We start from the raw sequence: 26,647 nt of genomic DNA, 5'->3' as shown, positions 1-26,647 counted from the left end.
GATGGCGCTCGGGAATATAGATCACACGTGTCCGCAAAGGACTCGAGCCTGACGTTCGAGCACGGGTCAAGCACGCGTCGCATTGCCTGCGCGCCTGAAAGGTGTGCACGAAAAAGCCCCGCCTTCGGGGGAAGGCAGGGCCAGGCGTTGCGACAGCCCCGGGGAGGGGAGTGTCACAGGGATCAAAGGTGCGTCAGGCGACGTCGCGCAGTTCGACCTTGGGCGTTATGCCCAAGGCATGGCAGACGTCGCGCGTCAGCTCGGGGCGGTTGAGCGTGTAGAAATGCAGGTGCTCGGCGCCGCCCTCGATCAGCTCGCTGCACAGTTCGGTGGCCAGCGCCGTGGCCAGCAGCGTCTCGCGGTCGTCGCGGGCGGCCTTGGTGAAGGCCTCGTCCAGCCATGCGGGAATTTTCGTGCCGCAGGCGGCGGCGAAGCGCTTCGTGCCGCCCCAGTTCTCGATCGGCAGGATGCCGGGGATGATGGGGGCGTCGATGCCCGCATCGGCACAGGCGTCGCGGAAGCGGAAGAACGCCTCGGTGTCGAAGAAGAACTGGGTGATCGCCTCGGCGGCGCCGGCGTCGATCTTGCGCTTGAGGTAGTCGATATTGGCCTGGGCATCCGCCGCCTCGGGGTGCACCTCGGGATAGGCGCCGACGCGGATCTTGAAGCGGTCCATGTCGGCCAGCGCCGAGATGAGCTCGCAGCTGTCGGAAAAGCCCTCGGGATGCGGCGTGAAGCCGTCCGAGCCCTTGGGCGGGTCGCCGCGCAGGGCGACGATTTCGTTCACGCCGGCATCGGCGAAATCCTGGGCGATGGCGAGGGTTTCCTCGCGGGTGGCTTCGACGCAGGTGAGGTGGGCGGCGACGTTCAGGCCGCTGGACTTGTGCAGCGTGGCGACGGCGTCGCGCGTCAGTTCACGGGTCGTGCCGCCGGCACCGTAGGTGACCGACACGAAGCTGGGGTCCAGCGGTGCGAGCGTCTGGACGGTGTCCCAGAGGCGGAACGAGGCCTCCAGCGATTTGGGCGGGAAGAACTCGAAGGAAACGGTGGGGGTGCTCATGACGGGTATCCTGCAAACTGTTGTTGGGTCTCTTGTCGCAGGCGCGCGTATGTGAGACAACTTCATAAAATTCATGGTTTGAATGAGGCGGGCTAATATTCATGCATATCGACTTTCGCCATCTGCGGACGATCCGGGCCATTCACCAGGCTGGCGGGCTGGCCCGTGCGGCGGATCTGCTGCATATCACGCAGTCGGCTTTGTCCCACCAGATCAAGGGGTTGGAGGATCAGGCGGGGGTCGAACTGTTCGTGCGGCGGTCGAAACCGCTGAAGCTGTCGGCGGCGGGGCTGCGGCTGTTGCGCGTGGCCGAGAAGGTGCTGCCCGAAGTCGAGGCGCTGGAGGCGGAATTCAGCGGATTGCGGCAAGGCAGCGCGGGGCGGATGCATATCGCCATCGAATGCCATGCCTGTTTCGAATGGCTGTTCCCGGTGCTGGAGCGATTCCGGCAGACCTGGGCGGAGGTGGATATCGACATAAGGCCGGGCCTGGCCTTTGACGCGCTGCCGGCGTTGCAGAAGGAGGAGGTGGACCTGGTGGTGTCGTCGGACCCCGAGGACCTCGATGGCGTAATCTTTCAGCCGCTCTTTGACTACGAGCCCCTGTTCGTGGCCTCCAGCCAGCACGTGCTGGCGGGCAAGGATTTCGTCGAGGCGGATGATTTCCGCGACGAGACGCTGATCACCTATCCGGTGGACCGCTCGCGGCTGGATATCTTCACCGAGTTGCTGACGCCCGCCAAGGTGGAGCCGCGCGCGGTGCGGCAGATCGAGCTGACGGCGGTGATCCTGCTGCTGGTGGCGTCGAATCGGGGCGTGGCGGTGCTGCCCGACTGGGTGCTGCGCGAACAAAGGACAAGCTCGGAATACGTGACGCGGCCGGTGACCAAGACCGGCCTGACCAAGCGGCTTTACGCAGCGATCCGCGAGGACGAGGCGGACAAGCCATATATGGCGCATCTGATCCGGCTGGCGCGGGAAATTCCGCTGCGGATGCAGCGCCCGGCAGAGCGTGAAGCGGTCTGAGTGGCGCCGGGCCGGCCGGGCCGTTAGGGTGCCGGTGAAACCTGTCACGGAAAGCGAAAACGATGAAGATTGCGACTGCGGCCTACCCGCTGGACGAGTTCGACGGCTGGGACGCCTATGCCGAAAAGATCGAGGCCTGGGTGGCCGAGGCGGCCGGGCAGGGGGCGGACCTGCTGGTCTTTCCCGAGTATGCGGCGATGGAACTGGCGCCACTGGCGGGGCGGACGGTATCGGCGGAGCTGGAGCCGTCGCTGCGGGCGGTGTCGGAGCGGATGCCCGAGGCGGACGCGCTGCATGCGACACTGGCCGGGCAGTACGGCGTGCATATCCTGGGCGGCTCCGCCCCGGTCTACGACGACGCGCTGGGCCCGCGCCCGGTGAACCGCGCGGCGTTTTTTGCCCCCGGTGGCGGCAAGGGCGTGGTGGACAAGCAGATCATGACCCGCTGGGAGCGGGAGCCTATGGAATGTGTCGGTGGTGGGCCGTTGAAGGTGTTCGACACCGCGCTGGGGCGGATTGGTGTACTGATCTGTTATGACGGTGAATTTCCGCTGCTGGGCCGCGCTATGCAGGATGTGGACATCCTGCTGGTACCGTCCTGCACCGAGACGCTGGCCGGATATTGGCGGGTGCGGATCGGTGCCATGGCCCGCGCGCTGGAGCAGCAATGCGTCAGTGCCATGTCGTCGCTGGTGGGCGAGGCTGCATGGTCGGAGGTCTGCGACGTGACGACGGGCGCGGGCGGCGTGTTCGGACCGCCCGACATCGGCTTTCCACCGACGGGCGTGCTGGCAGAGGGGGTGCTGGACGCGCCGGGATGGACGTTTGCCGAGGTCGACCTGGAGAAAATCGCGCAGGTGCGGGCGGATGGCGGGGTGCTGAACCGCAGCCACTGGGCCGAACAGGCGGGACGCGACGGCGCCCCCAAAGTTGAACGGCTGCAATGATATTTGACTTGAAAACCTTGGGGAATGGGGCCATTTAAACGCCTGTCCTGCAACCGGCAGGGCGGAAACCAAGGAGAGACCATGGCCAAGGAAGATACGCTCGAATTTCCAGGTGTCGTGAAGGAACTCCTGCCGAATGCGACATTTCGGGTCGAGCTAGAGAACGGCCATGAGATCATCGCCCACACGGCAGGCAAGATGCGCAAGAACCGCATCCGCGTTCTGGCAGGCGACAAGGTACAGGTGGAAATGACACCTTACGATCTGACCAAGGGTCGGATTAATTATCGGTTTAAGTAGCGCGAACCGCAGGTTCGCGCCGTGCGCGGAAGCGTTTCACCCGAGGTGAAATGCGTGCGCACCCCGTTGACTATATGAGAGCGGAATGATGCAGCCGCCAAGACTGATCCTGGGGTCCGGCAGCCCGCGACGCCGGGATCTGCTGGCGCAGATCGGCGTCGTCGCCGATGACGTGCGCCCGCCCGATATCGACGAGACCCCCGAAAAGGCCGAGTTGCCGCGCCCCTATTGCGTGCGCATGGCGCGGGAAAAGGCGTTGGCCGTTGAGGCCGGGGCCGACGATATCGTTCTGTCTGCCGACACGACCGTGGCGCTGGGCCGGCGCATTCTGGGCAAGCCCGCCGATGTGGGCGAGGCAGAGGATTTCCTGCGCAAGATGTCGGGGCGGCGGCACAAGGTGATCACGGCAGTCGCGGTGCGCCGCGGCGCGCGCATTTGGGAGCGCGACGTGGTCAGCGACGTGAAGATGAAGCGGCTGGATGACGACGAGATCGCGTTCTACCTCGGGACCGGCGACTGGCAGGGCAAGGCCGGGGGGTACGGCATCCAGGGCCCCGCGGGGGCGTTCATTCCGTGGATACAAGGCTCGTTCACGGCCATCGTGGGCTTGCCGTTGAAGGAAACGGCGGGGCTATTGCTGGCCTCCGGCTACCCTGTGTGGAAGGGAAAGACATGAAGGGACGCGTGGTGGCGCTGGGCCAGCTTGGCGAGTTCGAGGCGGCGGCGCTGATGGAGGACGGCGTGCTGTCAGATCTGCTGGTGGACAATGACCAGCCGCGCCCCGGCACGATCTATCGTGCCGTGATCGAGCGGCCGGTAAAGGGGCAGGGCGGGCTGTTCGTGAAAACGCCCGACGGCAACGGGTTCCTGCGTCAGGTCAAGGGGATGAGCGCCGGGGGCACGGTGCTGGTGCAGGTCACGGGCTATGCCGAGCCGGGCAAGGCGATCCCGGTGACGGCCAAGGTGCTGTTCAAGAGCCGCTATGCGATCGTGACGCCCGGCGCGCCGGGGATCAACGTGTCACGGGCCATTCATGATGACGATTTGCAGGACCGGCTGATGCTGATTGGCAAGGACGTGATGGCGGGGGACCCGAACGGGCTGATCCTGCGCTCGGCCTGCGAAGGCGCGGACGAAGACGCCGTGGCCGAGGACGTGGCACGCATGGCCGAGTTGGCCCGCGCGGTCATGTCCGATGCGAGCGGCAAACCCGAGAAGCTGGTCGAGGGGCCGGGGCCGCACGAGCTTGCGTGGCGCGACTGGCCGGAGCCCGAGATCTGGGACGAGGACGCGCAGGCGTTCGAGCACCACGGGGTACTGGATGCGGTCGAGGCGTTGCGCTCTCCGCGCGAGGATCTGCCGGGCGGTGCAAGTATCTATGTCGAGCCGACTCGGGCGCTGGTGGCGGTGGACGTGAACGCGGGCGGCGACACCTCTCCGGCGGCAAGCGTGAAGGCCAACATGGCCGCCGCGCGCGCCTTGCCGCGGGCCTTGCGGCTGCGGGGCCTGGGCGGGCAGGTGGTGCTGGACCTGGCGCCCATGCCCAAGAAGGACCGCAAGACCTTCGAAGCCGCCCTGCGCGCCGCCTTCCGCCGCGACACGGTGGAAACCGCTCTTGTCGGCTGGACGCCCCTTGGGCACTATGAATTGCAGAGAAAGCGAGACAGGCTGCCGCTGCCGAAAGGTGTGATATGAGTTGCCCGATTTGCGGGGAAGACACGGTGAAGAAATACCGCCCCTTCTGTTCCGAACGCTGTGCCAATCGCGACCTTGGCGCGTGGCTGCGCGGGGATTATGCCATTCCCTCCAGCCGGTTGGACGATGCCGAGGAGGTCGCCGAGGCGATGGACGAGGCACAGAACGCGGCTCCGGGAAAACCCCACTGAAAAGTGGCAAAAACCCACTGGACAGTGGCGTGGCCCTCGCCTAGAAAGCCGGAACCCGAACGGTGCGCCCGTTCACCCGTGCCCGGGTAGCTCAGGGGTAGAGCAGTGGATTGAAAATCCTCGTGTCGGTGGTTCGATTCCGCCCCCGGGCACCACTTCTTCAGCTAACACATTGGAAACGCTCCAGCTTTTGACAGATGCTAGGAGCCGTAGACCATGTCGGAGACCATTTCACGCCCGTTCACCTTCGTGAAAGATGGGGTTTTCTACTTCAGCCGTCGTATCCCGAAAGAGCTGAGGGACCATTACACGTCATCTCGGATCGCGTTCTCACTTCGCACAAAGTCCGCAAAGATTGCCGAAACAAGAGCGCGAAAGGCTGCAGATCAGCTCGACGAGTACTGGTACCACTTGCGCTCCCTTTCGACGGAACTTCCAGGCAAGCACATGCTGCGGCAAGGTCGGGTGAGTAGGGCTGATGCTGCTGTTCCACCAGCCGACGTTTGCTTGTCCTCTGTTCTACTTTCGGAGGCCGTTGGGATATATCTGCGGCTTAAGGGCAAAGGTCGTCCTGAAACCTTTCAAGGAGCTGCTGAGAGGGCATGTGGCTACGTCATTGATACGTGCGGCGACAAGCATCTTGAAGCCTGCACAAAAGCAGATGCCAACGCGATGCGCTGATCGCCAGAGGGCTTGCTGGCAGCAGCATCACCCGAGTTTTTGGCAGTGTCAGGTCCGTGACGAACTTCGTCGCGAGTGAGCAGGGCCTCACACTGATCAACCCGTTTGCCGGGGGCTACTACGACCGCGCAGCTGGTTGTCTAACGTCAGCACCTACCGGACAGATTTAGGTGTTTGAGGAACGGAGGATTTCCGGTTCATCGAAGCCATAATGGAGCGAAGATGAACAAGAGATCCGGAACATCCAAGGATGCTGCTGACAAGCTTGTCAGGGGTATCAAGCGTAAGACCCTCTGATTGCCGACCAGGTGGCCGTGAACTACCGCAAGGCCGACATCACGCCGCGCCAGAGGGCGATGCTGGATTTCGCGATGAAGCTGTCGAAGGATGCACAGGCGATTTGCGATGCGGATTTCGACCATCTGCGCACGCATGGGTTCACCGACGAGGATATCTGGGACATCGCGGGTGTGATGGCGTTCTTCGGCCTGTCGAACCGGATGGCGAATTTCACGTCGATGCGGCGGAATACGGAATTCTACACGATGGGAAGATAGGCGCGCGCGCCCGCGCCGTGTGAGGTGGTGCGGGCTCTTCGCCGCGGTCCCATGCGCGTCTTGGTGCACCGGGCCGGCGCCGATCATTCGGTGCCGGGTTTTCGACCGGGGTGGCGTTGTGGGATCGCGACCCGGCACGGGAGCCGTCCGGGACGGCGGCAGGCGCGTGCATCGCTGCGCGCCTGCGGAAAGACCGCCGCGCGGGCTCGCTTGAGCGCCGCGCAGATGAGGTCAGACCACTTTGACCTCGAAGTCCTGCAGGCCCTCGACCTTGGCGAGCATGGTGTCGCCTTTCTCGATTGCGCCGACGCCCGCTGGCGTTCCCGAAAGGATGACGTCGCCGGCGGCGAGTTCGAAATATTCCGAGAGGTAGCTGATCATTTCCGGGACCTTCCAGATCATCTGGTTCAGGTCACCGTCCTGCTTGGGCTCGCCGTTGACGTGCAATTCGATCCGGCCTTGGTCGAGCGGGCCGCTTTCCTCGATCGGCACCAGCGGAGAAATCGGCGCGGAGCGCTCGAACGCCTTGCCGATCTCCCAGGGGCGGCCCATTTTCTTCATCTCGCCCTGCAGGTCGCGGCGCGTCATGTCGAGGCTGATCGCGTAGCCCCACACATGCGACATCGCATCGCCAAGCGGAATGTTCGCGCCGCCGGATTTCAGCGCAACCGCAAGCTCGACCTCGTAGTGAACATCGGAGCTGTGGGCCGGGTAGGGAAACTCGCCCGACGCGTCGAGATTGTCCGGGTTCTTCTGGAAAAAGAACGGCGGTTCGCGGTCCGGGTCATGGCCCATCTCGATGGCGTGGGCGGCATAATTGCGACCGATGCAATAGACGCGGCGCACGGGGAATCGCGCGCCGGAGGCGGTGGGAACACTGATAACTTCGGGCGGGGAGATAGCAAAGTCAGCCATGACAACCTTTCAGATTAATTTGACATAGAGCCATAGAAATAACTTCTGAAAAGATCAATTTAAAAATGATCTGAGCAATAATTTTATAAATCAGTTGATTTTTGGAATCCAAGGTGGCAACCATTGCGACCAATTAGAAGATTGATCTGATAGATCGGAAATTGATCGGGATGGGCGTGGACGAGACTACTCAAATCCGGACGGCTGACAACGAGGCGGCGGCAACCCGGCTGCGCGCCTTCATCGAGGAGCGCAATTTCGGTCCGGGCGACCGTCTTCCGTCCGAGCGGGCGCTGCTGCACGAGCTGGGTCTGAACCGCGCGGCGCTGCGCAACGCGCTTCAGGACCTGGAAGACGAGGGAAAGATCTGGCGGCACGTGGGCAAGGGCACGTTCATGTCCGACCCCGACGGCGCGGAAGAGCAGGCGGACACCACGCTGGCCCTGTCGCGGCGCACCACGCCGGTCAAGATGATGGCCGCACGTCTGGCCATCGAGCCGTCCATCGCGCGGGAGGCGGCGATGAATGCCTCGGCCGAGGCCCTGGACCGGATCGCCGCGGCGGAGCGCGCGACCCATGCGGCGGGCGACTGGGACGCCTACGAGGCCGCCGACGACGATTTCCACCGCGCGATTTCGGAGGCCACCGACAACATCCCGCTTGTCGCCATCTTCGACAGGCTGAATTCGATACGCCGTTCGGTCACGTGGGGCGCGGTGCAGCGGCAGACGCCGAAGCCGTCGCGCGATCATGGCAGCTTCGACGAGCACAGGCGCATCGCGGAGGCCATCGCCAATCACGACCCGGACGCCGCCCAGGCGCTGATGCGCGCGCATCTCAAGGCGGTATCCGTCCGGTTGTTCGGAGATTTCTGAGTTTCCTGCCGGGCCTTTAGCGATGCCGGGCGGGACGCTGAAAACGATCGGTCGTTCGGGCCGATCAGTCAGGCGGCTCGAAGGGGCCGCACAATGGGAGGAGTGAAACACCATGAAGAAACTGCTGGGAGCCGCGCTTGCGGCGATGATTGCGACCGGCGCGGCGGCGCAGGAGGATTATCCGAACCGCGCCATCACCATTCTCGTGCCCTTTGCCCCGGGCGGCGTGGTCGACCTGGCGTCGCGCACGATCGGCGAGGGGCTTTCGCGGCGTCTGGGCCAGGAGGTTATCGTCGAGAACCGCGCAGGGGGGTCGGGCTTCATCGCGGCGAGCGCCGCGGCGCAGGCGGAGCCGGATGGATACACCCTGTTCATGGGCGAGGCCGGGACGCTGACGATCAACCCGTCCCTGTTCGAGGAAACACCCTATGACGCCGAGGCCGACTTCACCACCGTCTCGACGATCACGGACACGCCGTTGATCCTTGTCGCGAACAAGAATGCCAGCTTCAAGACGTTCGAAGAGTTCCTGGAGGCCGCGCGCGCCGAGCCGGGGTCGATCACCTACTCGTCGGCGGGGATCGGTACGTTGAACCACCTGGCGCCGGAGTGGATGTCGCTGGAAGGGGATATCGAGATCCAGCATATTCCCTACAAGGGCGGTCGCCCTGCCGCGACGGCCGTGGCCAGCGGCGAGGTGGACGTCAGCGTGGTTTCATACTCGTCGACCAAGCCGTTCATCGACAGCGGTGACGTGATCGTTCTGGCCACGACCTCGGCCAAGCGGATCGATCCGAGCCCGGAAACGCCGACGATGCAGGAAGGCGGCGTGCCGAATGTCGACACCAGCCAGTGGACCGGGCTGATGGCCCCGGCCGGAACGCCGGACGCGGTGCTGGCCAAGCTCAACGCGACAATCGCCGAGATCCTGGCCGAGCCCGACGTGGCCAAGACCCTGACCGATGCGGGCGCGGCACCTTACCCGTCGTCGCGCGAGGATTTCGATGCAATGCTCGATCGCCTGCGCGGTCAGTTCAAGACGATCATCGAGACTGCGGGCATAACCGCGCAGTAACGCATGACGCCACGGGCGGTGCGTGTGCCACCGCCCGCGGCGCGACGGGAGGACCATCATGCAGACCGGAATGCGCAAGGATATCGGCGCCGGACTAATCGCGTTGGCCATCGGCATCGGCGTGTGCTGGATCAGCCTGGGCTATCGCATCGGCACGCCTGCACGGATGGGCCCCGGGCTGGTACCGCTGGCGCTTGGGATCGTCCTGATCCTGTGCGGGATCGGCGCGGCGGTCAGCGGGCTTCGGAGCAGCGAGACAGCGCGTCCGATGCGGGCGCGCCCGATGGTCATGGTGACGCTGTCGCTGGTCGTGTTCGCGCTGACCGTCGAGCGCTTGGGCTTCGTTCCCGCGTCGGCCTTGCTGATCGTGCTTTCGGGCCTATCCGAAAGCCCGCCCAAGTGGATTGCGCTGGCGGTGTTGTGCGTGGTTCTGATCCCGGCGGCCTATTTCCTGTTCATCGTTCTGCTGGGCATTCCGGCGCCCGCCTTTGCGTGGAGATTTTGATGGGCGTCGTGGACAACCTCATCTTGGGTCTGGAAACGGCGCTGACCTTTCAGAACCTGATTTATTGCCTGATCGGTGTGACGGTCGGCATGGTCGTCGGCGTGCTGCCCGGGATCGGGCACTTGACCGCCATTTCGCTGCTGCTGCCCCTGACCTTTTATGCGCCCGTCACGGCCGGGCTGGTGATGCTGGCCGGCATTTACTATGGCGCGCAGTATGGCGGGTCGATCGCGTCGATCATGATCAACATGCCCGGCACGGCCTCGTCCGCCGTGATCTGTCTCGACGGGTATCCGCTGACGCGGCAGGGCAAGGCCGGAACGGCGCTGATCATCACGACCATTGCATCCTTCGTCGGCAGCTGCATCGCGATCTCGTTGCTGATCATGTTGTCGCCACCTCTGGCGCGCGCCGCCCTGTCGTTTCATTCCGCCGACTATTTCTCGATGATGGCGCTTGGCCTTGTCGCGGCAGGCACGCTGATACAAGGATCCAAGTTCATCGGTGCCGCGAGCGTGACCGTCGGCCTGCTGCTGGGCATCGTCGGGACGGATGTCAGCTCGGGTGCGATGCGGTTCACCTTCGGAGCGCCCGAGCTTTTCGATGGAATCAGCATCGTCGTTATCGCGATGGCTTTTTTCGGCGTCACCGAAGTCATGACGAGCATCGGCCTCGCCCGTGATCACGCGCTCAATGCCAAGGTGACCCTGCGCAGCATGATGCCCAGTCGCGCCGATCTTGCCGAAAGCCGCAACCCGATCCTGCGCGGCTCGATGGTGGGATCGGCCGTGGGCATCCTGCCGGGGGCCGGTGGCGGGTCGATGGCGGCGTTCATGGCCTATGCAGTCGAGAAGCGCATATCGAAAAAGCCCGATAGCTTTGGCAAGGGGGCCATTCCCGGCATCAGCGCGCCGGAGGCGGCCAACAATGCCGCGGCGCAGTCCGCGTTCATCCCGACCCTGACGCTCGGCATTCCGGGCGATGCGATCATGGCGCTGATCCTGGGCGCGCTTCTGGTGCACGGGATCACGCCCGGCCCGCAGGTCATCGCAGACAGCCCCGAGCTGTTCTGGGGGCTGGCGGTCAGCTTTCTGGTGGGGAATTTCATCCTTCTGATCCTGAACATCCCGCTGATGGGGGTGTGGGTCCGACTGCTTAAGATCCCGCCAACCTATCTGTTTCCCGCGATCAGCCTGTTCATTGCCGTTGGCGTCTACAGCGTGGCGAATATCAGCTTCGACGTCTTCCTTGTCGCGGGATTGGGCCTGGCTGCCTATGTCATGGTGGCCTTCGGGTTCGAGCCGGCGCCATTGCTCTTGGGATATGTCCTGGGACCCCTGATCGAAGAGAATTTCCGGCGTGCATTGCTGATCAGCCGCGGGGATTTCATGGTGTTCGTCGACCGCCCCATCAGCGCCGCGTTCCTCGTCATGTCGGTGTTGCTGGTGATCTGGGTCGCGCTTGGCGCCCGAAAGAATCCTGCCCCCGTAAAGGAGAGTTAAACCATGCCATCAGGCCTTGTCATCAGTGCCCACGCGGCCGATTTCGTCTGGCGCTCGGGCGGCGCCATCGCGCTTCACGCCAGGGAAGGCTGGGACATGCATGTCGTCTGCCTGTCGCTTGGCGCTCGGGGGGAGAGCGCGAAGCTGTGGCGCCAGGACGGCATGACGCTCGACCGGGTGAATGCGGAACGTACCGACGAAACCCGCCGGGCGGCGGATGTGCTGGGTGCGAACCTTCGGTTGCTGGGGCACTTGGATTACCCGATGCGGATCACGGAGGACACGATCCTGCAACTGGCGGATATCATCCGCGAAGTCGCGCCATCCTTCATCCTGAGCCACGCGCCGGGCGATCCGTGGAATTTCGACCACGAGCTGACCAGCCGGGTGGCGCAGGAAGCTCAGATCATCTCGCAGGCCAAGGGGCACAATCCGCAGGTTCCGTCGGCGAAGGCGGTTCCGATCTTGATGTATGAACCTCACCAGCCGGAGAACTCGGGCTGGAAGCCGGATGTGTATCTCAACATCGACCCGGTCTTCGATCTGAAACGCAAGGCATTCGAGTGCATGGACGCACAGGAATGGCTTTGGGAGTACCACACGCGCGTGGCGCTTCAGCGGGGCAACCAGGCGTGGCTCAACTCCGGCACGCGCATCACGCATGCCGAAGCCTATCAGACGCTGTTCCCCCGCGTCGTGTCGTCCTTCCCGGAGATATGAACGCTTCGGAAACTGTTCGGGCGCGGGCCTTTCGAAGCTCCGGCGCGGCCCGCACGTTCGCCAGCCTGCCGTGTGGAGCGACCCACGGCGCGCTCGATGTCGCGCAGGGCAGACCAAAGATCGATGTTCTGGCTTTCGCTGCGATCGCCGAAAAGCATGGCATCGACCGTTTGCAGGGCAGGGTGCGTGGTCGTCGGCGGCGTGGCCGCCGGCGGGAACAGAAGGCGTACCGCCAGCGCCCGGAAGCGTGAGACATCCTTGCGTCGCGCATGGCCCCGCAGGTGTCTGAAGTCCCGTCGGATGCGCATCCAGCGGCGCAGCCGCGCGGCCGGGGCCGAGACGCCCGAGCGGCCGCGCAACTCCAGGATCACCGCCGCCACGGCACTTGCGCCAAGCACGGCCAGGTGCGGCCAGCCCACGCCCGGATCCCCGCGCCAGCCGGAGGCCGCATTGTCGGCAAAGCTCGCGTAGCCGATCGTCGCCGAAGGCAGCGTCGCGGTCTTTGCCGTGCGTGAGGTCGTATCGAAATAGGGAAGGCTCACCTGGGAAAGAACGCCCGGCTCGCCGGTGATCGGGCGCAGTTTCCAGACCCAGACCAGTGTCGTGACCGGACCCTGCGCGGTGACCTGGAAGTCGCGTTCGTCGGGCGGGGTGAAGGTGATCAGCCAGGGTTCGCGCAATGCGGGCTGTTGCGGCATCATCTCGGGTGTCGCCCCGAGCGCGCGGATCACGACCCGGCGCGTCACGCTTTGCCCGTCCTCCAGTTGTGCCGGATCGGCGTCCCACGTATCGGACACCTCCAGTGCGCGGACCGGGAACCACGACTGGTCTGTACCGGCCGGCTTTTCCCCGACCTCGATGCGCACCGGATCGGATCGGACGAGGACGATCTCGCGCTGTCCGCCGCTGCCGATGATCTCCAGTTCATGCACGATCGGCAACACCTCCAGATTTCCCGCCCGTTTCGGGTAGAAGGCGATGCGCCGCTCGAAGACCCGCGCGGTGCGCCCGTCGATGCGCTGGTCGCTCCAGGCGTCCTGCCCCAGGCGCGTCCAGTCGAAATCGGTCATTCTGCGCAGCTTGAGGTCCTCGTTGGTGATGGTCTCGCGGTAGGTGCCGCGGATGGTGGCAAGGACCATCTCGCCCTCCAGCGGCGCGGTTTCGCGCGGATCGAGGACCAGTTCCAGCTTCAGAGTATCGGGCGCTTGCGCGGCCAGGGGTGTCGCCAGCAGAAGCAGAAGGGCCAGCAACCTCACCATTGGTCTCGCTCCTCGCCATGGGCCTCGCCGTCGTTGCGCCGACGCTCCATTTCCGCTTGGAGCCGACCCTTGAGGTATTCGCCCGGGGCGTCTGCCAGCGTGTCGAGCCAGGCGGTGTCTGCGGCCACCTTGCGTTCCCCCGTGACGGCCCGGTTGAGGTTGCTTTGCTCGGACCTGCGTGCCGCCGCCTCGACGGGCTGTGCGGGCGCATCGGGATCGAACGCGGCCGTTTCCACGCCGTTCTGAGACAGGATCGTTTCTATCAGCCCGTGGCCCCGGGCTTCGCCGATCACCGGCTCGATCAGGCTTGATACGACCTCGCGGTTGTGGCGAGCGTCGGCATCGTATCGGTCGGCGAAGAGCACGGCATCGAAATAGGCGACCGACAGGTCGTAGTCGCCTGTCGCGGCCAGTGTCATGCCCCGGTTGTAGGTCGCGCTGCGGCCAAGCTCGGCGAAGACGGCGTCGGCTTCGGCATAACGCCCTGCCTGGTAGAGCGCCGCGCCGCGTGCGCCGGGGGTCTGGATCAGTGGCAGGGTCAGATCGGGAAAGCCCGCGCGCCAGATCAGTTTCGCCCATGCCTCGGGGCCGGCGGCGACGGCGCATAGCAGGGCCGCGGCAAGGATCGAAAGCGAGGCGCGGCTCATGCGTCACGCCTCCGGCGGAGGAGGAATGCGAGCGGCAGGAGGGCCAGGGCGACGAACCAGCGGCCCTGGTCGGAATAGCGGAGGTTGCGCAGGGTGTCGTTTGCCTCAGCGGCGCCCTGGCGCTCGCTCAGGATTGTCTCGACGCCCGCGATATCGGACGCATCCACGATCACGCCGCCGCCCGCGCTTGCGACCGAAGCAAGCCCTTCGCGGTCGGCGGCGGGCATGCCGTAGGGCGGGTCGTCGGGCGCCACGAACACCGCCGAGACGCGCAGGCCCGCCGCCGCCATCTGGCGGGCACGGTCGAGCGCCTCGGGGCCGGCGCCGCCGCCGTCGGAGACGAGCACCACGTCCGGATTCGCCGCAGCCGCGTCGGCCAGGGTCTGGCGCGCGAGGTCGAGGGCGCGGTCGGGGCGGCTGCCGCCCACCGGCATCGTCTGGGTGTCCGCCACGGCGATGACCGTTTGCAGGGCGGCCGAATCCTCGGTTGGGACGCTGACCAGGAAGCTTTCGGCGGAGTAGACGCCCAAGGCGACGGGCCGCGTGCCGTGACGGTCGATCAGACGCGACACGGCGGCCTGGGCATCATCGAAGCCGCCGCCTTGGGTCACCGACGGGGACAGGTCCATCAGGATCATGACCGCGTCGAGATTGCGCAGCCTCGGCGCGTCGGGATGCGGGGTGGCCGGCCCGGCCAGCCCGAAAGCGGTCAGCGCCCCGGCAACGGCCAGCAGCCATGGCCCGGACTCGCGCTGCCCGTCCACGACATGGCCCAGGCGGCGCAGGGCAACCAGCAGGTCCGGGTCGACGACGCGGCGCCATCGGTCCAGTCCGCTGCCCCTCAGCGCGACTGCGGCCCCGGCCAGCAAGGACAGCGGAACGCCGATCAGCCACAGCGGGCGCAGCAGGATGATCTGCCACAGGTCCGTCACGCCGCCTCCCGCGCCTGCAACCCGAGCGCGGTGGCCAGAATCGCCAGCGCCGCGCCGGCCAGCCAGGGCCAGTAGTTCTGCCAGCCGCGGATCGGGGGGGCGTCGGCCAGGCTGGGCTCGAGCCGGTCGATGGCCTCGGTCACCGCCACGAGGTCCTCGGTGGTGCGCACGCGGAAGGTCTGGCCCTGCGCGGCCTCGGCAATGCGGCGCAAGGTGTCGCTGTCGACCGCGTCGCGGGCCGCCGGGGCGGTTTCGAGATCGGCCGGGCCGAGCGCAATCGTGTAGATCCGGACGCCCAGCGTTTCGGCGGTGACCGCGGCGGCAACGGGATCGACCGTTCCGGTGGTATCCTGCCCGTCGGACAAAAGCACGATCACGCGGCTTTCGGACTCGCGCGCCCGAAGGCGGCGAAGCGCAAGACCCAGGCCATCCGCGATGGCCGTGGCCTTGCCGGAGACACCGATCTGGGCGGTTTCGATCACCTGTGCGACAGCGGAAACGTCATGCGTCAGGGCCGCCGCGACATAGGCGCGGTCGCCGAAGACGACGAGGCCGACACGGTCGCCTGTCCGGCCGCGGACGAAGCGCGCGCCCGCGCGCTGGACGGCGGCGAGGCGTGATACCTGTGCGCCGTCCAGGACGAAATCCTCGCGTTCCATCGAGCCGGAGAGATCGAGCGCAAGGACGATGTCGCGCCCCGAGGCCGGCACCACGTCAAGCGTGCGTTCCATGCGCGGGCCGGTCAGGGCGGCGACCAGCAGGATCCATGCCAGGACCAGGGCGGTCATAAAGGCATGGCGCCGCACGGGCGCCGCATCGACGGGGCGGAAGGTTTCCGCGATGGCGGGCGGCAGGCTCAGGGCGCCGGTCGCCACCCGGCGTCCCGGCAGAAGGTGAAAGAGCAGGAGTGGCAGCGGTAGCAGCAGCGCGGCCCAGGGGAAAGCGAAACTCATCGGTTTGCACTTTGCCGGGCAGCGGCCATGACGGCGGATTCCAGAGCGGCCGGATCAATCGGGTGGCGCGGGTTGTAGAGCGCCTCGCGCAGCCCGTCCGGGGGCGTGCCGCCAAGGTCCCGCAGAAGCGTGGCAAGACCGGCAAGCCGGGCCTGGGGCTCGGCATCGGACAATTCGGCGATGGCGTCGCGGGCCGTCTCGGCCGAGTGTGTCTTGCGTATGGTGGCGACCCTTGCCAGCCCTGCAATGAGCAGTCCCGCGATCAGGCCGAGCGCCGCCGCCGCCAGCGCGTCGTGCAGGCCGAAGCGGGCAAAGCTCTCGGGGATGCGGATGTCGGCGAGACGGGCGGTCAGCTCCTCGGGTGTCATGCGGCCTCCGCATGCACCGGGTCTGCGGCGTTCAGGATCCGGTGGGGTATGCCGTGACCTGCAAGGCGATCGGCAGAGGTGGGGGGGCCGAAGCGGCCGGGTCTGACGCGCCCGTCGATGCGCGCCGAAAACCGGCCCCTGGGCGGCGCCGTCTCGACGCTGTCCTGCACCAGCAGGACCTCGAAGGGGCATTTCCGCATCAAGGCCGCCGCCGCCATGCCGAAATCCGCGCCGGGCGTATCAAGCCCGGTCGCAAGGCAGACGGCGGTGCCCGGGGCGGTGCGCGTGGTCACGGAGTCCATGATCGCCGCAAGGCTTTCATGGCCGGCATCCGGAGCGCCGAGTGCCGCCGCATGCGCGCGTGACAAGGCACCCGCCAGGCGGAGCATCGCGGCTTCGCGCGGGCGCGGATCCAGCATCTCGATGGCGCTGCCGGTGACAATCATCGCGCCGACGCGTCCCCCGGTCAGAACCGCACGCCAGCCTTCAACGGCCAGCGCCTCTGCGGCGGCGACCGAGCGGAAACGTCCGCGCGTGCCCCAGAGCATCGGAGGGCGGAAATCGGCGACCAGCAGAAGCGTGCGATCAACTTCCTCGTGCCGGCTGCGGACCTGCGGCCGTCCGCTGCGCGCCGTGGCGGCCGGGTCGATCCGGCGCGGATCGTCGCCGTCCTGAAACGGACGCAGGTCGAAGAGATCGCCGCCCTCGCCGCGGCGCGGGCCGGAGAGACCACCCGCGACCCCCTGGGAGCGACCGGGCGCAGGTTTGCCCGCGACGAGGCCGCCGATCGCGACGAGACGGTCGAGGGAGACCTCGGCCCCGGAGGCCCGGGGCAGGTTCATAGCGACGGAACCGCCGAAAGGATCTCGGCCAGGATCGTCCGGGAGGTGTGGCCTTCGGCCTGCGCCTGCCAGGTCGGCGCCATGCGGTGGCAGAGCACGTCGGGCGCCAGGGCCGCGATGTCTTCGGGCACCGCGTAGTCGCGGCCGTGCAGCCAGGCGCGGGCACGGGCGCTCGACGCCAAGGCGAGCGTGCCGCGCGGGCTGACCGCGTGGCGAATCCGGTCGGTCAGGTCGATGGCGTCGTTCGCACCGCGCGTCGCCATCACGAGCGCCACCATGTAGTGTTTCAAGGCGGGCGACAGGTGGACCTGAAGCACATCTTCCTGCATGGCGGCGAGCGTCGCGTGATCCAGCGTCGGGGCTTCGCGCCCGGCATGGGTGCGCAGTTCCGTCTCGACAAGGTCGAGAATTTTCATCTCGGCGGCCTCGTCGGGCAGATCCAGGACGACATGCATCAGGAACCGGTCAAGCTGCGCCTCGGGCAGGGGAAAGGTGCCTTCCTGCTCGAGCGGGTTCTGTGTGGCGATGACCATGAAAGGGTCGGGCAGGGGATGCGTCCGGCCGCCGGCGGTGACCTGGCCTTCGCCCATTGCTTCGAGAAGGGCGGATTGCACCTTGGGCGGGGCGCGGTTGATCTCGTCCACCAGGACCAGGTTGTGAAAGACCGGGCCGGGCAGGAACTCCATCGCGCCGCTGTCCTGCCGATAAATCTGCGTCCCGGTGACATCCGACGGCATCAGGTCGGGTGTGCACTGTATGCGGGCAAAGCTGCCCTCGACCCCGTCGGCCAGCCTGCGCACCGAACGGGTCTTGGCAAGGCCCGGCGCGCCTTCGATCAGGACGTGCCCGCCGGTCAGGAGCGCGATCATCAGGCGCTCGACCAGCACCGCGTGCCCCACGAGGCCCGCTTCCATCCGGGCCGCCAGCATTGCCGCGGGATCTGTCTGCACGATGGTCGTGCTGTCGGTGATATCCTCCATGCGGTCCTCCTGTTGCCCGGATCACAGAACCATGGCCGGGATATGCAAGAAAGATTTCGCAGGCATTTTCGGCGCATGTCGGGCAAATTGCCCGAGACATGACGGCCGGTTTGCCCGATCCTTGGAGGCAGCCCGTTCAGGGAGGAAACGACATGAGCCTTCGATTTCGACTGGTCTTCACGCTTTGGCTGGTGACAGCGCTGGCAGGCGCGATCACGCTTGGCCTGGCGGCGGCCGATGCGTACCGGACCGCCCGGAGCGACACCCAGACGACGCTGACGCGGGCCAGCTATGTGCTGGAGCGGAATTATCACATGGAGCCGCGCGTGGGCGACCCGCTTTACGCCGAGATGACGTCGATCAAGCTTCTGGGCGTGATGGCCCCGGGCACCTGCATCCGGTTCGACCAGCGGATGATCTCGGAGCGCCGTCTTTGTGCCGGCTGGCAGGTCTTCGGGCAGATCGCGCCCGGCTGGTTCCGCGACCTTGCCGGACGGATGTTCGAGCCGCCTGCGTCGGTCGTCCGGTCCGGCTCTGCCTCGCAAAGCGGCGCGTTTCGCGTCGAGGCCTCGTTCGATCCGGTGGCGGCGGCGACCCTGGCCTGGCAGCGTACGCGGCTGGCCCTGTGGCAGACATTGGCGATGGCGGCCGGCGTGCTGCTTTTGGGGTCTGCGGCGATTGTCTGGCGACTCGGTCCGGTGCGCGGCATCGTCTCCGGGCTCGACCGGCTGGCCCGCGGCGATCTGGATGCGCGGGTCGAACTGGGCGGGGCGCGGGAGTTCGGCCAGATTGCCCAGGCCGTCAATCACCTGGCCGAGCGCCTGAAGGCCAGCGCCGAGCAGAGCCTGGCGCTGACCCGCAAGTTGATCGAAGTCGAGGACGTGGAACGCCGGCAGCTGGCACGCGACCTGCATGACGAGTTCGGCCAGACGCTTACCGCGACGGCTGCGCTTGCCGCTTCGATGCGCTTTGCCGCCGCGGGTGACCGTCCCGATATCGAGCGCGACGCGGCGGATGTCGGGGCCAATATCCGCAACATGATGGATGGCCTGCGCGGGGCATTCGCCCGTCTGCGGCCGCCGGACCTGGAGGAGGTCGGCCTTGCCGCGAGCCTGCGCACGATGTTGAACGGGTGGGAAACGCAGCGCGGCACGCGCCTGACACTGGACTACGACCTGGACGAAGGCGGGTTGACGGATGCCGTGGCGTTGGACCTTTACCGTATCGTTCAGGAATGCGTGACGAATGCGATGCGGCATGGCGCGCCAAAGCATGTTCGTGTGGTCCTGCGCCAGAGAGAGGACGACATCACGCTCACGGTCGAGGACGATGGCGGCGGGAAGCTGGCCGGGGAACGGCGGGGCCACGGCATCCTCGGCATTACCGAGCGTACGGCGGCCATGGGCGGTCGGTTGAACATGCAACAGAAGGTTGACGGCGTCAGGGTCGACGTGACCGTTCCCGGCGCCATCGTGCGAAGCGCCGCATGACCGAGCACCGTATCATGATCGTCGACGATCACCCGGTTGTGCGCGAGGGGTATCGCCGTCTGATAGACCTGCAACCGGGCCTGCGCATCGTCTCCGAGGCCGAGGATGCGCGCAGCGCGTATATTCGCTATCGCGAGACGAAGCCGGACGTGGTGGTGATGGACGTGACCCTGCCGGGCGCAAGCGGCGTCGAGGCGATCCGCCATATAAGGCAATATGACGAGACCGCCCGTGTCGTGGTTTTCACCATGCACCAGGGATCGGCCTTCGCGCTGAAATCCGTCGAAGCCGGGGCGGCGGGATATGTCACCAAGAGCAGCGATCCGGCGAACCTGATCAGGGCCATCCTGGGGGTGCTGGACGGGCGGACCGTGATCTCGCCGGACGTGATCGAGGCAATCGCGCAGGACCGGATTGCCGGCACCGGTACGGGGTTGGACGAGCTGAGCACGCGCCAGACGGAAATACTGCGCCTGCTGGCAAGCGGCTGGCCGGCTGAAGAGATCGCCGACGCGCTGTCGATCAGCGTCAAGACGGTGCGAAACAATCACTACCAGATCAAGAGCGTGCTGGGCCTCGAGACCGACGCGCAGATGGTCTGGTTCGCGCTTGGGGCCGGGCTGGTGGAGAAGTCGAGGGCCAGCGACGTGTGACTGTGTGCAATCGTTCCGTCAGGGGTATGTGAGAATTTCAGGGCCGGTTGCCATCGGCTTCTTCGGCGCTCTCCGGCGGCGCGTGCAATAGTCGTTTTCGGCCAGGCCGCGGCGCCGGGCGCATTGCCCGCGCCGGGCCGCGGCCGTGGCGGATCATGCGAGCGATTGCCATCCTTGCTGCGGTTTGTAGCGTGCGTCTAGGCGGCCGTCCTTCAGTGCGAAAAGATGCATCCAGCCGTTGTCGAACAAGGCGCGGACATCATCGTGGCGGGTCAGGATATCGGTGATCGCGGGTTGCGGCGCCTCGATCATGACCGAAAGGCGCAGGGGATCGTGGATGGCCTGCGTGCCATCGTGCAGCGCCTGGCGCGGCAGGCCCGGGTGCAGGATGCCGCCGTTGCCCTGCACCACGCCGATCCCGCCGGTGACATTGTGGATCAGCTTGTTGCCGCCGCCGAACACGTCCGGTGCGACCGCCGAGCCGTAATATTGCAGGCTGATCCAGCTGGCCACCACCGCGGGCGCGGTCAGCACCAGTTCGAGCGTCGCGTAATCGCGGTCGCGGGTCCAGTCGTAGCTGTGCAGGAAACACCGGCCTTCCAGCGCCTCCTGCGCGGCATGGGCGCGGGGCGCCGCGATGAAGGCGGCGCAGCCGGCGAGGCCCCATTCGGGGCGCAGCTCGGCCCAGTCGAGGGCGCGCGCCGCGACGGTGTCGGCGCGTGCGCCGGGCAGGGTTTTCGCGCGGCTGGACGCCACTGAGCGGCCCGCGCGGGCCAGCAGGTGCCGTGCGTCTGCAAGCATCGCGCGCTGCGCCGCATCCAGGCCGTCGGGATAGAGCGTGACGGCATCGGTCGTGGTGTCGTGCAGACCGGCCACGAAGAGCGTGTCCTTGGGGATCGCGATTCCGTGCTCGGCGAGGCCAGCGCGGGTTTCGGGATCGTTCAGCAGCCCGGCCAGGAGCCGGGCCGAGACGTCCCCGGCCTGTCCGCCACAGGCGCCGCAGTGATAGGCGCTGTCATGCGGATTGTTCGTGGTGGACGCGCCGTGCCCGAGCAGCAGGACCAGTGGTGCGTGGTCCCGGGTGAAGCTCATCGCGGTCAGAACCTTCGCGGCCAGCGCCGCCTTGTCGGGCGCGGGCATCGCCGTGTCGAAGCGCGGCGGCGGGGCGGCATCCGCCGGGCCGTGACCGAGCCCCAGCGCATCGCGCAGCAGCTTGACGCCGTAGATCGGGCCCGCCGCCTCGACGAAGGCGAAGGAGGACACGGCGGCCTGGCGGAACCGGCCCCAGGCACGCACGGTGCGGGCGCGGATCCGCGAAGCCTGTTCGGGGTCGGGAGGCAGATGGCTGGACGCATGGGCGCTTGGGCTGAGCAGGGCGGGCAGGTGCGGTACGACCTCGTCGGTGCCCTGGGCGCGGTGCGCCACGGGCAGGCCGAAGAAACCGGCAAAGCCGAGGGTTTCGACCTGGGGATCGAGAGCCTCCAGCGCCCGGCGAAGCGGGCCGGAGCGCACGTCGATGCAGCACGCCACCTGCATCCGGGGGCGGGTCCGGGCGCCTTTGGGAATGGAAAGCTCTGCCGTCATGCGGCGTTGGAAGGCGCGTTCGCGGGCCTCTTGCAGGATGGTGTCGACCACGATGTCGCGGTCGGGCGTGACCGGCGCCTCGTGCGCGGCGACGGCCTGTGCCCAGGCTTCGGCCACGCCGGGGACGTGATGCAAGAGCGCCTCTTCCCATATCATGCGGATCGCCAGGAGGTCCGACAGGGTGTGGTCGGTTTCCTGCCGCAACTCGGCGGTCCAGAGCAGCCAGCGGGCGTGCTGGGCCCAGCCGCCGAGGTCGATGTAGAGCCGGTGAAAGGCGGTTTCAGCCGCGGCGTCGGAAAGCTCAAGCGCCTCTGCCGCGCGCAGGACGGTCCGTTCCGCACTGTCCGGGGCCTCGAAGACATGGGCGCAGAAGCCGGTTAGCCCGGCGATTTCGGGCGTCAGGTCGTGGGTTGCCCATTCGCGCCATGCGGCGAAGGCACTGCGCCCCGGTGCGGGCGACCAGAGCGCCTGGCCGCGGTCGAAATGCCCGGCGGCCCAGAGCCCGACGCTTTGCCGGATGATGGCGGGCCAGTCGGTGCCTGTGGCCTGCGCCGCGAGGTCGGCGACCGAGGGCAGGGCCTGGCGTGCGGGCTTCGACGTGAGCAGCTGCGCCTTGAGATCCGCAAGGTCCACGGGCTTGAGCGGCGATGTGCAGTCGTAGAGCGCTGCGGCCAGGTCGGGCTCGGTGATTTCGCCCTCGGCGATGAGGCGTGCGTAGTCGTGCCGGGGCAGGGTCAGCCACGCGCCGGCCACCCGTGCCAGCCGGGCGGAGGCATGGGCGAGGTCTTCATCCGACTGGCCCAGGAACGGGTTCACGGCGACATTGGCATCCAGCGGAAAGGCGGGCGGCACCCGGCGTGCGGCGGCCTCGACCGCGGTCATAATGCCGGTCACGCGGTCCGGTTCGATCTGGGTGTGTTTGAGAAACATATGTCATCCCCTCCAATCAGGATTGTTTCTGGATGCGCAGCCCGCCGATCAGCCGGTCGAGAAGCGTGTTGAGGTAGAGGCCGTTGGCGATGTGCACGCGCAGCCCGGCCATCGACGGGTGATGCGCCCAGAGCGGAAAGAGCGCCTGCGCCACCGCCACCAGACCGAACGACACGAGCGCGAGCACGATCATCGCCCATTCCAGCGCATCGGGTACGGGTGGTTGGGGCAGGTTCGTGCCCCACAGGCCCGCGGCCAGCAGTTGGAACAGGAAGTATCCAAGCGCGGCGGCGAGCGACGCGAGCGTCGTGCGCTTGGTCAGCGCCGCCGGCGCGGCATCGGCCAGTCCCTGAGCGATCAGGTAGGCCACGCCGAAGATCAGGATCACGCCCAGGGCCAGCGCCTGGGGTGATTTCGGACCGACCAGGGCGATGAAGCCACCGGCGACCGCGCCGTAGAGCACGAGCGCCATGCCGAAGGCGCGGGCCACCGCCCGAAGGCTGGGCACGGCGACGGGGCCGGGACGGCGCACGCCCGCCACGGCGCGGACCGCCCCGCCCGAGCCGAGAAACGCGTGCGCCTTGTAGAGCGAGTGCGCCACGATATGCAGCAACGCCAGCGCCCACAGCCCGAGGCCGCATTGCAGCAGCAGAAAGCCCATCTGGCTGACGGTCGACCACGCGAGCGCGGTTTTGACGGCGCTTTGGGTCAGCATCACCACCGCCCCGAAGAGCGCGGTGAAGCCGCCCAGCATGACCAAGGCGGCCATGCCGCCGGGGCTGGCCTGCACGGTTTCGGCCATGCGGATCAGCACGAGGCCGCCGGAATTGATGATGCCGGCATGAAGCAGGGCCGAGACGGGTGTCGGCGCCTCCATCACCTCGGTCAGCCAGCCGTGCACGGGAAAGGCCGCCGTTTTCAGCGCGGCGGCGAGGATCAGCAGCGCCACGCCGGCCTTGGCGGCGAGCGGCAGGCCGGCCTGCGCTTCTGCCGCGATGCGGGTGAAATCGAGGCTGCCATGGGCCAGCCAGAAGAACCCGGCGGCGGCGATCAGGGCGGCGTCGCCCAGGCCCCAGACCAGGGTGAACTTGGTCGCGGCGCGGCGGGCCTGGGGGCGGTCGGCGTAGAACAGCAGCAGCGACCGGAGCCCGAGGCCGACGAGAAGGAAAGCGGCGATCAGCACCGCGAAGCTGCCCGACAGCACCAGCAGCAGCACGGCGGCCAGCGTGGCCAGCATGGTGCCGTGAAAGACCGCCTCGCGCGGCTCGCCGTCGAGATAGCTGCGCGTGTAGCGCATCACGACCCAGCCCACGAAGGCCACCAGAACCATCATCGTCGCGCTGACCGGATCGAGCCTGAGCGAAAGCCATGCCGCGGACGGGACGGCCAGCGTGACGGGGCCACCCGAGAGCAGCAGCAGGACGGACGCCAGGGCAAGCCCCAGGGCGACGAGGGCCGCGGCCTCGGACAGGGGGCTGCGGCGGTGCGGCATTCCGCCCGGGCGCAGGGCATAGAGCGCCGCGGCGCCCAAGAGCGCCAGAGGGGCGAGAAGGAGGGTCATCAGGACAGGGGGCATCGCGGGTCTCCGTTGTAGGGCTGTGCGTGACGGAGCAGGTAGCGCGCATCTATCTTTAAATAAATTACTTATAATATTCAAAATCATTCGATAATATTGAACGATGTCCGTCTTGAACCTGCATCATCTGCGCTTGTTCCGTGCCGTCGCCCATGACGGAACGCTGACCGGCGCGGCGCGCACGCTGAACCTGTCGCAATCGGCGCTGTCGACGCAGATCAAGACGCTGGAAGCGTCGCTGGGGCAGGACCTGTTCGAACGGCGCGGGCGCAGCCTGATCCTGACCGAGGCCGGACGGATCGCGCTGGATCATGCCGAAGCGATTTTCCGCACTGCCGAGGACTTGTCCGCCACGCTGCGCGACCGTGGCGGCGGGCGGCGGGCGCTGCGGATCGGGGCGCTGGCCACCCTGTCGCGGAACTTTCAGATGCAGCTGTTGCGGCCGCTGATCGGACGCCGGGACGTCGAGGTGGTTCTGCGTTCGGGTAGCCAGGCCGACCTGTTGCGCGGGCTGGAGAGCTTGGCGCTGGACATGGTGCTGACAAATCTGTCGCCGGCCCGCGACGCGGCGAGCCGGTATCTTGTTCAGCGCCTGTCGGAACAGCCGGTCAGCCTGATCGGCACACCGGCCCGCGTGGGAGAGCCCGGCCGTGCGATGCGGGATCTTCTGGCGTCCGAGCCGCTGGTGCTGCCGACGCCCGAGACCGCGTTGCGCACGGCGTTCGATGCGTTGCTGTCGCGCCTTGGCGTGTCGCCGCAGGTGGCGGCGGAGGCCGACGACATGGCGATGCTGCGGCTGCTGGCAAGAGAGGATGCGGGGCTTGCGGTCATACCGCCGATCGTGGTGCAGGACGAGTTGGCGGAGGGCCTGCTGACAGAGGCCGGACGCCTGGACGGCGTGGACGAGGTTTTCTTTGTGGTGACGCTGGAGCGACGGTTCCCGAACCCGCTGGTGGCGGAGGTGCTGGGCTAGCCGGAGGCTTCAGGTTGGACGTCGGCCCCCGCGGCGGGCAGGGACCGTTTCGCGATCAACCGTAGATCAGACGTGGCAGCCAGGTGATGATCTGCGGGAAGACCATGCAGAGCACCAGCCCGACGATTTGCAGGAACAAAAAGGGCAGGGCCGACTTGAAGATGTCCGACATCGGGATTTCCGGCGGCGCCACCCCGCGCAGGTAAAACAGCGCGTAGCCGAAAGGCGGCGACAGGAAGCTCATCTGCATGTTCACCAGGTAGAGCACGCCGAACCACAGCACCAGGTCCTCGGGGCTGGAAAGGCCGAAGGCGGCCGCGCCAAGCGCCTTGATGATCGGCACGAAGATCGGCACGCAAAGGAGCAGGATGCCGACCCAGTCGAGGAACATGCCGAGGATCACCAGAAGGATCTGCATCAGGATCAGGATGCCCCAGGGGCCAAGGCCGGTCGCAGCCAGCGCGTCCTGCACGAATTGCTGCCCACCCTCCAGAACGTAAAGGCCGACGAAGATCGTGGCGCCGAACATGATCCATATCACCATGGCCGAGGCCTTGAGCGTGGTGGTGCAGGCCTCGCGGATGGTGGGCCAGTCGAGCTTGCGGTGGATGGCGGCCACGATGAAGGCCCCGAAGGTGCCGATGCCCGCGGCCTCGACCGGCGTGGCGACGCCCGAAAAGATGATGCCGAGCACCACGGCGACAAGCGTGATGGGTGCCGCCATCTTGCCGATCAGCTGGACCTTTTCGCGGTTCGACACGCGCTCCTCGACCGGGATGGCGGGGCCGAGCGCGGGGTTGATGTAGCTGCGCATGACTACATAGGCGATATACATGCCCGACAGCATCAGGCCGGGAATGACCGCGCCGATGAACAGCTCGCCCACCGATTGCTCGGCCACCACGGCGTAGATGATGGCAAGGATCGAGGGCGGAATCAGGATGCCCAGTGTGCCGCCGGCCATGATCGAGCCCATGGCGATCTTGGGGTCGTAGTGCCGTTTCAGCATCGCCGGCAGGGCGATGATGCCCATGGTGACCACCGCCGCGCCGATGACGCCGACCATGGCGGCCAGGATCGTCGAAGCGATGATGGTGGCCGCGGCCAGCCCGCCCTTGAGCCCGCCCATGACCTTGTAGATCACGTCGAACATGTCGTTGATGATGCCTGCCCTTTCCAGCATCGCGGCCATGAAGATGAAGAGCGGGATCGCCGAGAGCTGATAGTTGGTCATCAGCGGGAAGATGCGGCTTGGCACGATGTTGAGCGCGCGTTCATCGCCGAGGATGAACAGGAACACGCAGGCCAGACCGCCGGTGACGAAGGCCAGTGGCAGGCCCGCCATGAGCAGCGCCAGAAGGCTGCCGAACATGATGAGCGTGAGCCACGCGATGTCGATTTCAATACCCATG

At 66.7% G+C, this 26,647-nt stretch carries 28 protein-coding genes and 1 tRNA gene; 17 read left to right on the top strand and 12 right to left on the bottom strand.

Annotated elements, in window-relative coordinates:
• Window positions 1-193: 193 nt before the first annotated feature.
• Window positions 194-1,060, bottom strand: coding sequence for a methylenetetrahydrofolate reductase [NAD(P)H] (metF, locus tag ACQY4V_RS12405; protein ID WP_428512119.1), 867 nt, complete (start codon window positions 1,058-1,060; stop codon window positions 194-196).
• Between the two features lie 101 nt (window positions 1,061-1,161).
• Between metF and ACQY4V_RS12400 the strand changes: the two genes are divergently transcribed.
• The 9 genes from ACQY4V_RS12400 to ACQY4V_RS12360 all read left to right on the top strand — a co-directional run bounded on the left by ACQY4V_RS12400 (window position 1,162) and on the right by ACQY4V_RS12360 (window position 6,456).
• Entirely contained in the window at window positions 1,162-2,085 is a 924-nt protein-coding gene (locus tag ACQY4V_RS12400; RefSeq protein WP_428512117.1) for a LysR family transcriptional regulator, read from the top strand.
• Between the two features lie 62 nt (window positions 2,086-2,147).
• The gene (locus ACQY4V_RS12395; protein ID WP_428512115.1) at window positions 2,148-3,032 is read left to right on the top strand and encodes a carbon-nitrogen hydrolase family protein; all 885 of its coding nucleotides are present in this window, start codon (window positions 2,148-2,150) and stop codon (window positions 3,030-3,032) included.
• Between the two features lie 81 nt (window positions 3,033-3,113).
• Entirely contained in the window at window positions 3,114-3,332 is a 219-nt protein-coding gene (infA, locus tag ACQY4V_RS12390; protein WP_005978431.1) for a translation initiation factor IF-1, read from the top strand.
• A gap of 88 nt (window positions 3,333-3,420) precedes the next feature.
• Window positions 3,421-4,008 carry a Maf family protein gene (locus ACQY4V_RS12385; protein WP_428512112.1) on the top strand — a complete coding sequence of 196 codons (588 nt, stop codon included), beginning with the start codon at window positions 3,421-3,423 and terminating at the stop codon, window positions 4,006-4,008.
• Complete coding sequence (locus ACQY4V_RS12380) at window positions 4,005-5,027, top strand: ribonuclease E/G (protein WP_428512110.1); 1,023 nt, start codon at window positions 4,005-4,007, stop codon at window positions 5,025-5,027. Before ACQY4V_RS12385 ends, ACQY4V_RS12380 begins: the two co-directional genes overlap by 4 nt.
• Window positions 5,024-5,218 carry a DNA gyrase inhibitor YacG gene (locus ACQY4V_RS12375; protein WP_152497649.1) on the top strand — a complete coding sequence of 65 codons (195 nt, stop codon included), beginning with the start codon at window positions 5,024-5,026 and terminating at the stop codon, window positions 5,216-5,218. The genes ACQY4V_RS12380 and ACQY4V_RS12375 overlap by 4 nt, the downstream gene beginning before the upstream one ends.
• 80 nt (window positions 5,219-5,298) lie before the next feature.
• Window positions 5,299-5,373: transfer RNA gene (locus ACQY4V_RS12370), tRNA-Phe, on the top strand.
• 61 nt (window positions 5,374-5,434) lie between these two features.
• Window positions 5,435-5,899: a DUF6538 domain-containing protein gene (locus ACQY4V_RS12365; RefSeq protein WP_428512108.1), complete on the top strand. Its 465-nt coding sequence runs from the start codon at window positions 5,435-5,437 to the stop codon at window positions 5,897-5,899.
• A 314-nt stretch (window positions 5,900-6,213) separates the two neighbouring features.
• On the top strand, window positions 6,214-6,456 hold the full coding sequence (locus ACQY4V_RS12360; protein WP_428512106.1) for a peroxidase-related enzyme: 243 nt from the start codon (window positions 6,214-6,216) through the stop codon (window positions 6,454-6,456).
• A 231-nt stretch (window positions 6,457-6,687) separates the two neighbouring features.
• On the opposite strand, the gene ACQY4V_RS12355 is transcribed toward ACQY4V_RS12360, so the two are convergent.
• The gene (locus tag ACQY4V_RS12355; RefSeq protein ID WP_428512104.1) at window positions 6,688-7,371 is read right to left on the bottom strand and encodes a fumarylacetoacetate hydrolase family protein; all 684 of its coding nucleotides are present in this window, start codon (window positions 7,369-7,371) and stop codon (window positions 6,688-6,690) included.
• Window positions 7,372-7,547: 176 nt separating this feature from the next.
• On the opposite strand from ACQY4V_RS12355, the gene ACQY4V_RS12350 reads away from it, so the two are divergent.
• From ACQY4V_RS12350 to ACQY4V_RS12330, 5 genes are all read left to right on the top strand, one after another.
• Window positions 7,548-8,246: a FadR/GntR family transcriptional regulator gene (locus ACQY4V_RS12350; protein WP_254701693.1), complete on the top strand. Its 699-nt coding sequence runs from the start codon at window positions 7,548-7,550 to the stop codon at window positions 8,244-8,246.
• Window positions 8,247-8,358: 112 nt separating this feature from the next.
• Complete coding sequence (locus tag ACQY4V_RS12345; RefSeq protein ID WP_428512101.1) at window positions 8,359-9,321, top strand: Bug family tripartite tricarboxylate transporter substrate binding protein; 963 nt, start codon at window positions 8,359-8,361, stop codon at window positions 9,319-9,321.
• A 58-nt stretch (window positions 9,322-9,379) separates the two neighbouring features.
• Window positions 9,380-9,826 (top strand): tripartite tricarboxylate transporter TctB family protein, encoded by a 447-nt coding sequence (locus ACQY4V_RS12340; protein ID WP_428512099.1) that lies wholly within the window; start codon window positions 9,380-9,382, stop codon window positions 9,824-9,826.
• On the top strand, window positions 9,826-11,328 hold the full coding sequence (locus ACQY4V_RS12335) for a tripartite tricarboxylate transporter permease (RefSeq protein ID WP_428512097.1): 1,503 nt from the start codon (window positions 9,826-9,828) through the stop codon (window positions 11,326-11,328). Before ACQY4V_RS12340 ends, ACQY4V_RS12335 begins: the two co-directional genes overlap by 1 nt.
• Before the next feature lie 3 nt (window positions 11,329-11,331).
• Window positions 11,332-12,048, top strand: coding sequence for a PIG-L deacetylase family protein (locus tag ACQY4V_RS12330; RefSeq protein WP_428512095.1), 717 nt, complete (start codon window positions 11,332-11,334; stop codon window positions 12,046-12,048).
• Here the strand turns inward: ACQY4V_RS12330 and ACQY4V_RS12325 are convergent.
• From ACQY4V_RS12325 to ACQY4V_RS12295, 7 genes are read right to left on the bottom strand one after another with little or no spacing between them, the layout of a single operon-like run.
• Window positions 12,003-13,307 carry a hypothetical protein gene (locus tag ACQY4V_RS12325; protein WP_428512093.1) on the bottom strand — a complete coding sequence of 435 codons (1,305 nt, stop codon included), beginning with the start codon at window positions 13,305-13,307 and terminating at the stop codon, window positions 12,003-12,005. The genes ACQY4V_RS12330 and ACQY4V_RS12325 overlap by 46 nt on opposite strands.
• Window positions 13,301-13,954 carry a hypothetical protein gene (locus tag ACQY4V_RS12320; RefSeq protein WP_428512091.1) on the bottom strand — a complete coding sequence of 218 codons (654 nt, stop codon included), beginning with the start codon at window positions 13,952-13,954 and terminating at the stop codon, window positions 13,301-13,303. Before ACQY4V_RS12320 ends, ACQY4V_RS12325 begins: the two co-directional genes overlap by 7 nt.
• Window positions 13,951-14,886, bottom strand: a complete 936-nt coding sequence (locus ACQY4V_RS12315) for a vWA domain-containing protein (protein WP_428512089.1) — start codon at window positions 14,884-14,886, stop codon at window positions 13,951-13,953. The genes ACQY4V_RS12320 and ACQY4V_RS12315 overlap by 4 nt, the downstream gene beginning before the upstream one ends.
• On the bottom strand, window positions 14,883-15,839 hold the full coding sequence (locus ACQY4V_RS12310) for a VWA domain-containing protein (RefSeq protein ID WP_428512087.1): 957 nt from the start codon (window positions 15,837-15,839) through the stop codon (window positions 14,883-14,885). Before ACQY4V_RS12310 ends, ACQY4V_RS12315 begins: the two co-directional genes overlap by 4 nt.
• A complete protein-coding gene (locus ACQY4V_RS12305) occupies window positions 15,836-16,207 on the bottom strand; it encodes a hypothetical protein (RefSeq protein ID WP_428512085.1) in 372 nt (123 codons plus the stop codon). The genes ACQY4V_RS12310 and ACQY4V_RS12305 overlap by 4 nt, the downstream gene beginning before the upstream one ends.
• A complete protein-coding gene (locus tag ACQY4V_RS12300) occupies window positions 16,204-17,049 on the bottom strand; it encodes a DUF58 domain-containing protein (RefSeq protein ID WP_428512083.1) in 846 nt (281 codons plus the stop codon). Before ACQY4V_RS12300 ends, ACQY4V_RS12305 begins: the two co-directional genes overlap by 4 nt.
• Window positions 17,046-18,029 (bottom strand): AAA family ATPase, encoded by a 984-nt coding sequence (locus ACQY4V_RS12295; RefSeq protein WP_428512081.1) that lies wholly within the window; start codon window positions 18,027-18,029, stop codon window positions 17,046-17,048. Before ACQY4V_RS12295 ends, ACQY4V_RS12300 begins: the two co-directional genes overlap by 4 nt.
• Window positions 18,030-18,181: 152 nt before the next feature.
• Between ACQY4V_RS12295 and ACQY4V_RS12290 the strand changes: the two genes are divergently transcribed.
• Window positions 18,182-19,519, top strand: a complete 1,338-nt coding sequence (locus ACQY4V_RS12290; protein ID WP_428512079.1) for a histidine kinase — start codon at window positions 18,182-18,184, stop codon at window positions 19,517-19,519.
• Window positions 19,516-20,172: a response regulator transcription factor gene (locus ACQY4V_RS12285; protein WP_428512077.1), complete on the top strand. Its 657-nt coding sequence runs from the start codon at window positions 19,516-19,518 to the stop codon at window positions 20,170-20,172. Before ACQY4V_RS12290 ends, ACQY4V_RS12285 begins: the two co-directional genes overlap by 4 nt.
• 153 nt (window positions 20,173-20,325) lie before the next feature.
• Here ACQY4V_RS12285 and ACQY4V_RS12280 read toward each other — a convergent pair whose 3' ends face one another.
• Window positions 20,326-22,686 carry a YbcC family protein gene (locus tag ACQY4V_RS12280; protein ID WP_428512075.1) on the bottom strand — a complete coding sequence of 787 codons (2,361 nt, stop codon included), beginning with the start codon at window positions 22,684-22,686 and terminating at the stop codon, window positions 20,326-20,328.
• A gap of 16 nt (window positions 22,687-22,702) precedes the next feature.
• On the bottom strand, window positions 22,703-24,262 hold the full coding sequence (locus ACQY4V_RS12275; protein ID WP_428512073.1) for a proton-conducting transporter membrane subunit: 1,560 nt from the start codon (window positions 24,260-24,262) through the stop codon (window positions 22,703-22,705).
• A gap of 103 nt (window positions 24,263-24,365) precedes the next feature.
• Here ACQY4V_RS12275 and ACQY4V_RS12270 point away from each other — a divergent pair, with 103 nt between their 5' ends.
• Complete coding sequence (locus tag ACQY4V_RS12270) at window positions 24,366-25,235, top strand: LysR family transcriptional regulator (RefSeq protein ID WP_428512071.1); 870 nt, start codon at window positions 24,366-24,368, stop codon at window positions 25,233-25,235.
• 55 nt (window positions 25,236-25,290) lie between these two features.
• On the opposite strand, the gene ACQY4V_RS12265 is transcribed toward ACQY4V_RS12270, so the two are convergent.
• Window positions 25,291-26,646 carry a TRAP transporter large permease gene (locus ACQY4V_RS12265; RefSeq protein ID WP_057796351.1) on the bottom strand — a complete coding sequence of 452 codons (1,356 nt, stop codon included), beginning with the start codon at window positions 26,644-26,646 and terminating at the stop codon, window positions 25,291-25,293.
• Between the last annotated feature and the right edge of the window lies 1 nt (window position 26,647).

Source organism: Roseovarius sp. (assembly GCF_965277045.1).
Classification (GTDB): Bacteria; Pseudomonadota; Alphaproteobacteria; order Rhodobacterales; family Rhodobacteraceae; genus Roseovarius.
The sequence above is the reverse complement of the archived record's forward strand: the minus strand, read 5'-3'. Positions and strand labels throughout refer to the sequence as shown.

Excerpts from the sequence above, each read along its gene's own strand:
- ACQY4V_RS12290 (WP_428512079.1), top strand. The coding sequence starts at position 18,182 with ATGAGCCTTCGATTTCGACTGGTCTTCACGCTTTGGCTGGTGACAGCG.
- ACQY4V_RS12325 (WP_428512093.1), bottom strand. The coding sequence starts at position 13,307 with ATGGTGAGGTTGCTGGCCCTTCTGCTTCTGCTGGCGACACCCCTGGCC.
- infA (WP_005978431.1), top strand. The coding sequence starts at position 3,114 with ATGGCCAAGGAAGATACGCTCGAATTTCCAGGTGTCGTGAAGGAACTC.
- ACQY4V_RS12340 (WP_428512099.1), top strand. The coding sequence starts at position 9,380 with ATGCAGACCGGAATGCGCAAGGATATCGGCGCCGGACTAATCGCGTTG.
- ACQY4V_RS12305 (WP_428512085.1), bottom strand. The coding sequence starts at position 16,207 with ATGACACCCGAGGAGCTGACCGCCCGTCTCGCCGACATCCGCATCCCC.
- ACQY4V_RS12400 (WP_428512117.1), top strand. The coding sequence starts at position 1,162 with ATGCATATCGACTTTCGCCATCTGCGGACGATCCGGGCCATTCACCAG.
- ACQY4V_RS12265 (WP_057796351.1), bottom strand. The coding sequence starts at position 26,646 with ATGGGTATTGAAATCGACATCGCGTGGCTCACGCTCATCATGTTCGGC.
- ACQY4V_RS12395 (WP_428512115.1), top strand. The coding sequence starts at position 2,148 with ATGAAGATTGCGACTGCGGCCTACCCGCTGGACGAGTTCGACGGCTGG.
- ACQY4V_RS12335 (WP_428512097.1), top strand. The coding sequence starts at position 9,826 with ATGGGCGTCGTGGACAACCTCATCTTGGGTCTGGAAACGGCGCTGACC.
- ACQY4V_RS12280 (WP_428512075.1), bottom strand. The coding sequence starts at position 22,686 with ATGTTTCTCAAACACACCCAGATCGAACCGGACCGCGTGACCGGCATT.
- ACQY4V_RS12380 (WP_428512110.1), top strand. The coding sequence starts at position 4,005 with ATGAAGGGACGCGTGGTGGCGCTGGGCCAGCTTGGCGAGTTCGAGGCG.
- ACQY4V_RS12355 (WP_428512104.1), bottom strand. The coding sequence starts at position 7,371 with ATGGCTGACTTTGCTATCTCCCCGCCCGAAGTTATCAGTGTTCCCACC.
- metF (WP_428512119.1), bottom strand. The coding sequence starts at position 1,060 with ATGAGCACCCCCACCGTTTCCTTCGAGTTCTTCCCGCCCAAATCGCTG.
- ACQY4V_RS12345 (WP_428512101.1), top strand. The coding sequence starts at position 8,359 with ATGAAGAAACTGCTGGGAGCCGCGCTTGCGGCGATGATTGCGACCGGC.
- ACQY4V_RS12365 (WP_428512108.1), top strand. The coding sequence starts at position 5,435 with ATGTCGGAGACCATTTCACGCCCGTTCACCTTCGTGAAAGATGGGGTT.
- ACQY4V_RS12385 (WP_428512112.1), top strand. The coding sequence starts at position 3,421 with ATGCAGCCGCCAAGACTGATCCTGGGGTCCGGCAGCCCGCGACGCCGG.
- ACQY4V_RS12270 (WP_428512071.1), top strand. The coding sequence starts at position 24,366 with ATGTCCGTCTTGAACCTGCATCATCTGCGCTTGTTCCGTGCCGTCGCC.
- ACQY4V_RS12330 (WP_428512095.1), top strand. The coding sequence starts at position 11,332 with ATGCCATCAGGCCTTGTCATCAGTGCCCACGCGGCCGATTTCGTCTGG.
- ACQY4V_RS12285 (WP_428512077.1), top strand. The coding sequence starts at position 19,516 with ATGACCGAGCACCGTATCATGATCGTCGACGATCACCCGGTTGTGCGC.
- ACQY4V_RS12320 (WP_428512091.1), bottom strand. The coding sequence starts at position 13,954 with ATGAGCCGCGCCTCGCTTTCGATCCTTGCCGCGGCCCTGCTATGCGCC.
- ACQY4V_RS12310 (WP_428512087.1), bottom strand. The coding sequence starts at position 15,839 with ATGAGTTTCGCTTTCCCCTGGGCCGCGCTGCTGCTACCGCTGCCACTC.
- ACQY4V_RS12300 (WP_428512083.1), bottom strand. The coding sequence starts at position 17,049 with ATGAACCTGCCCCGGGCCTCCGGGGCCGAGGTCTCCCTCGACCGTCTC.
- ACQY4V_RS12375 (WP_152497649.1), top strand. The coding sequence starts at position 5,024 with ATGAGTTGCCCGATTTGCGGGGAAGACACGGTGAAGAAATACCGCCCC.
- ACQY4V_RS12295 (WP_428512081.1), bottom strand. The coding sequence starts at position 18,029 with ATGGAGGATATCACCGACAGCACGACCATCGTGCAGACAGATCCCGCG.
- ACQY4V_RS12275 (WP_428512073.1), bottom strand. The coding sequence starts at position 24,262 with ATGCCCCCTGTCCTGATGACCCTCCTTCTCGCCCCTCTGGCGCTCTTG.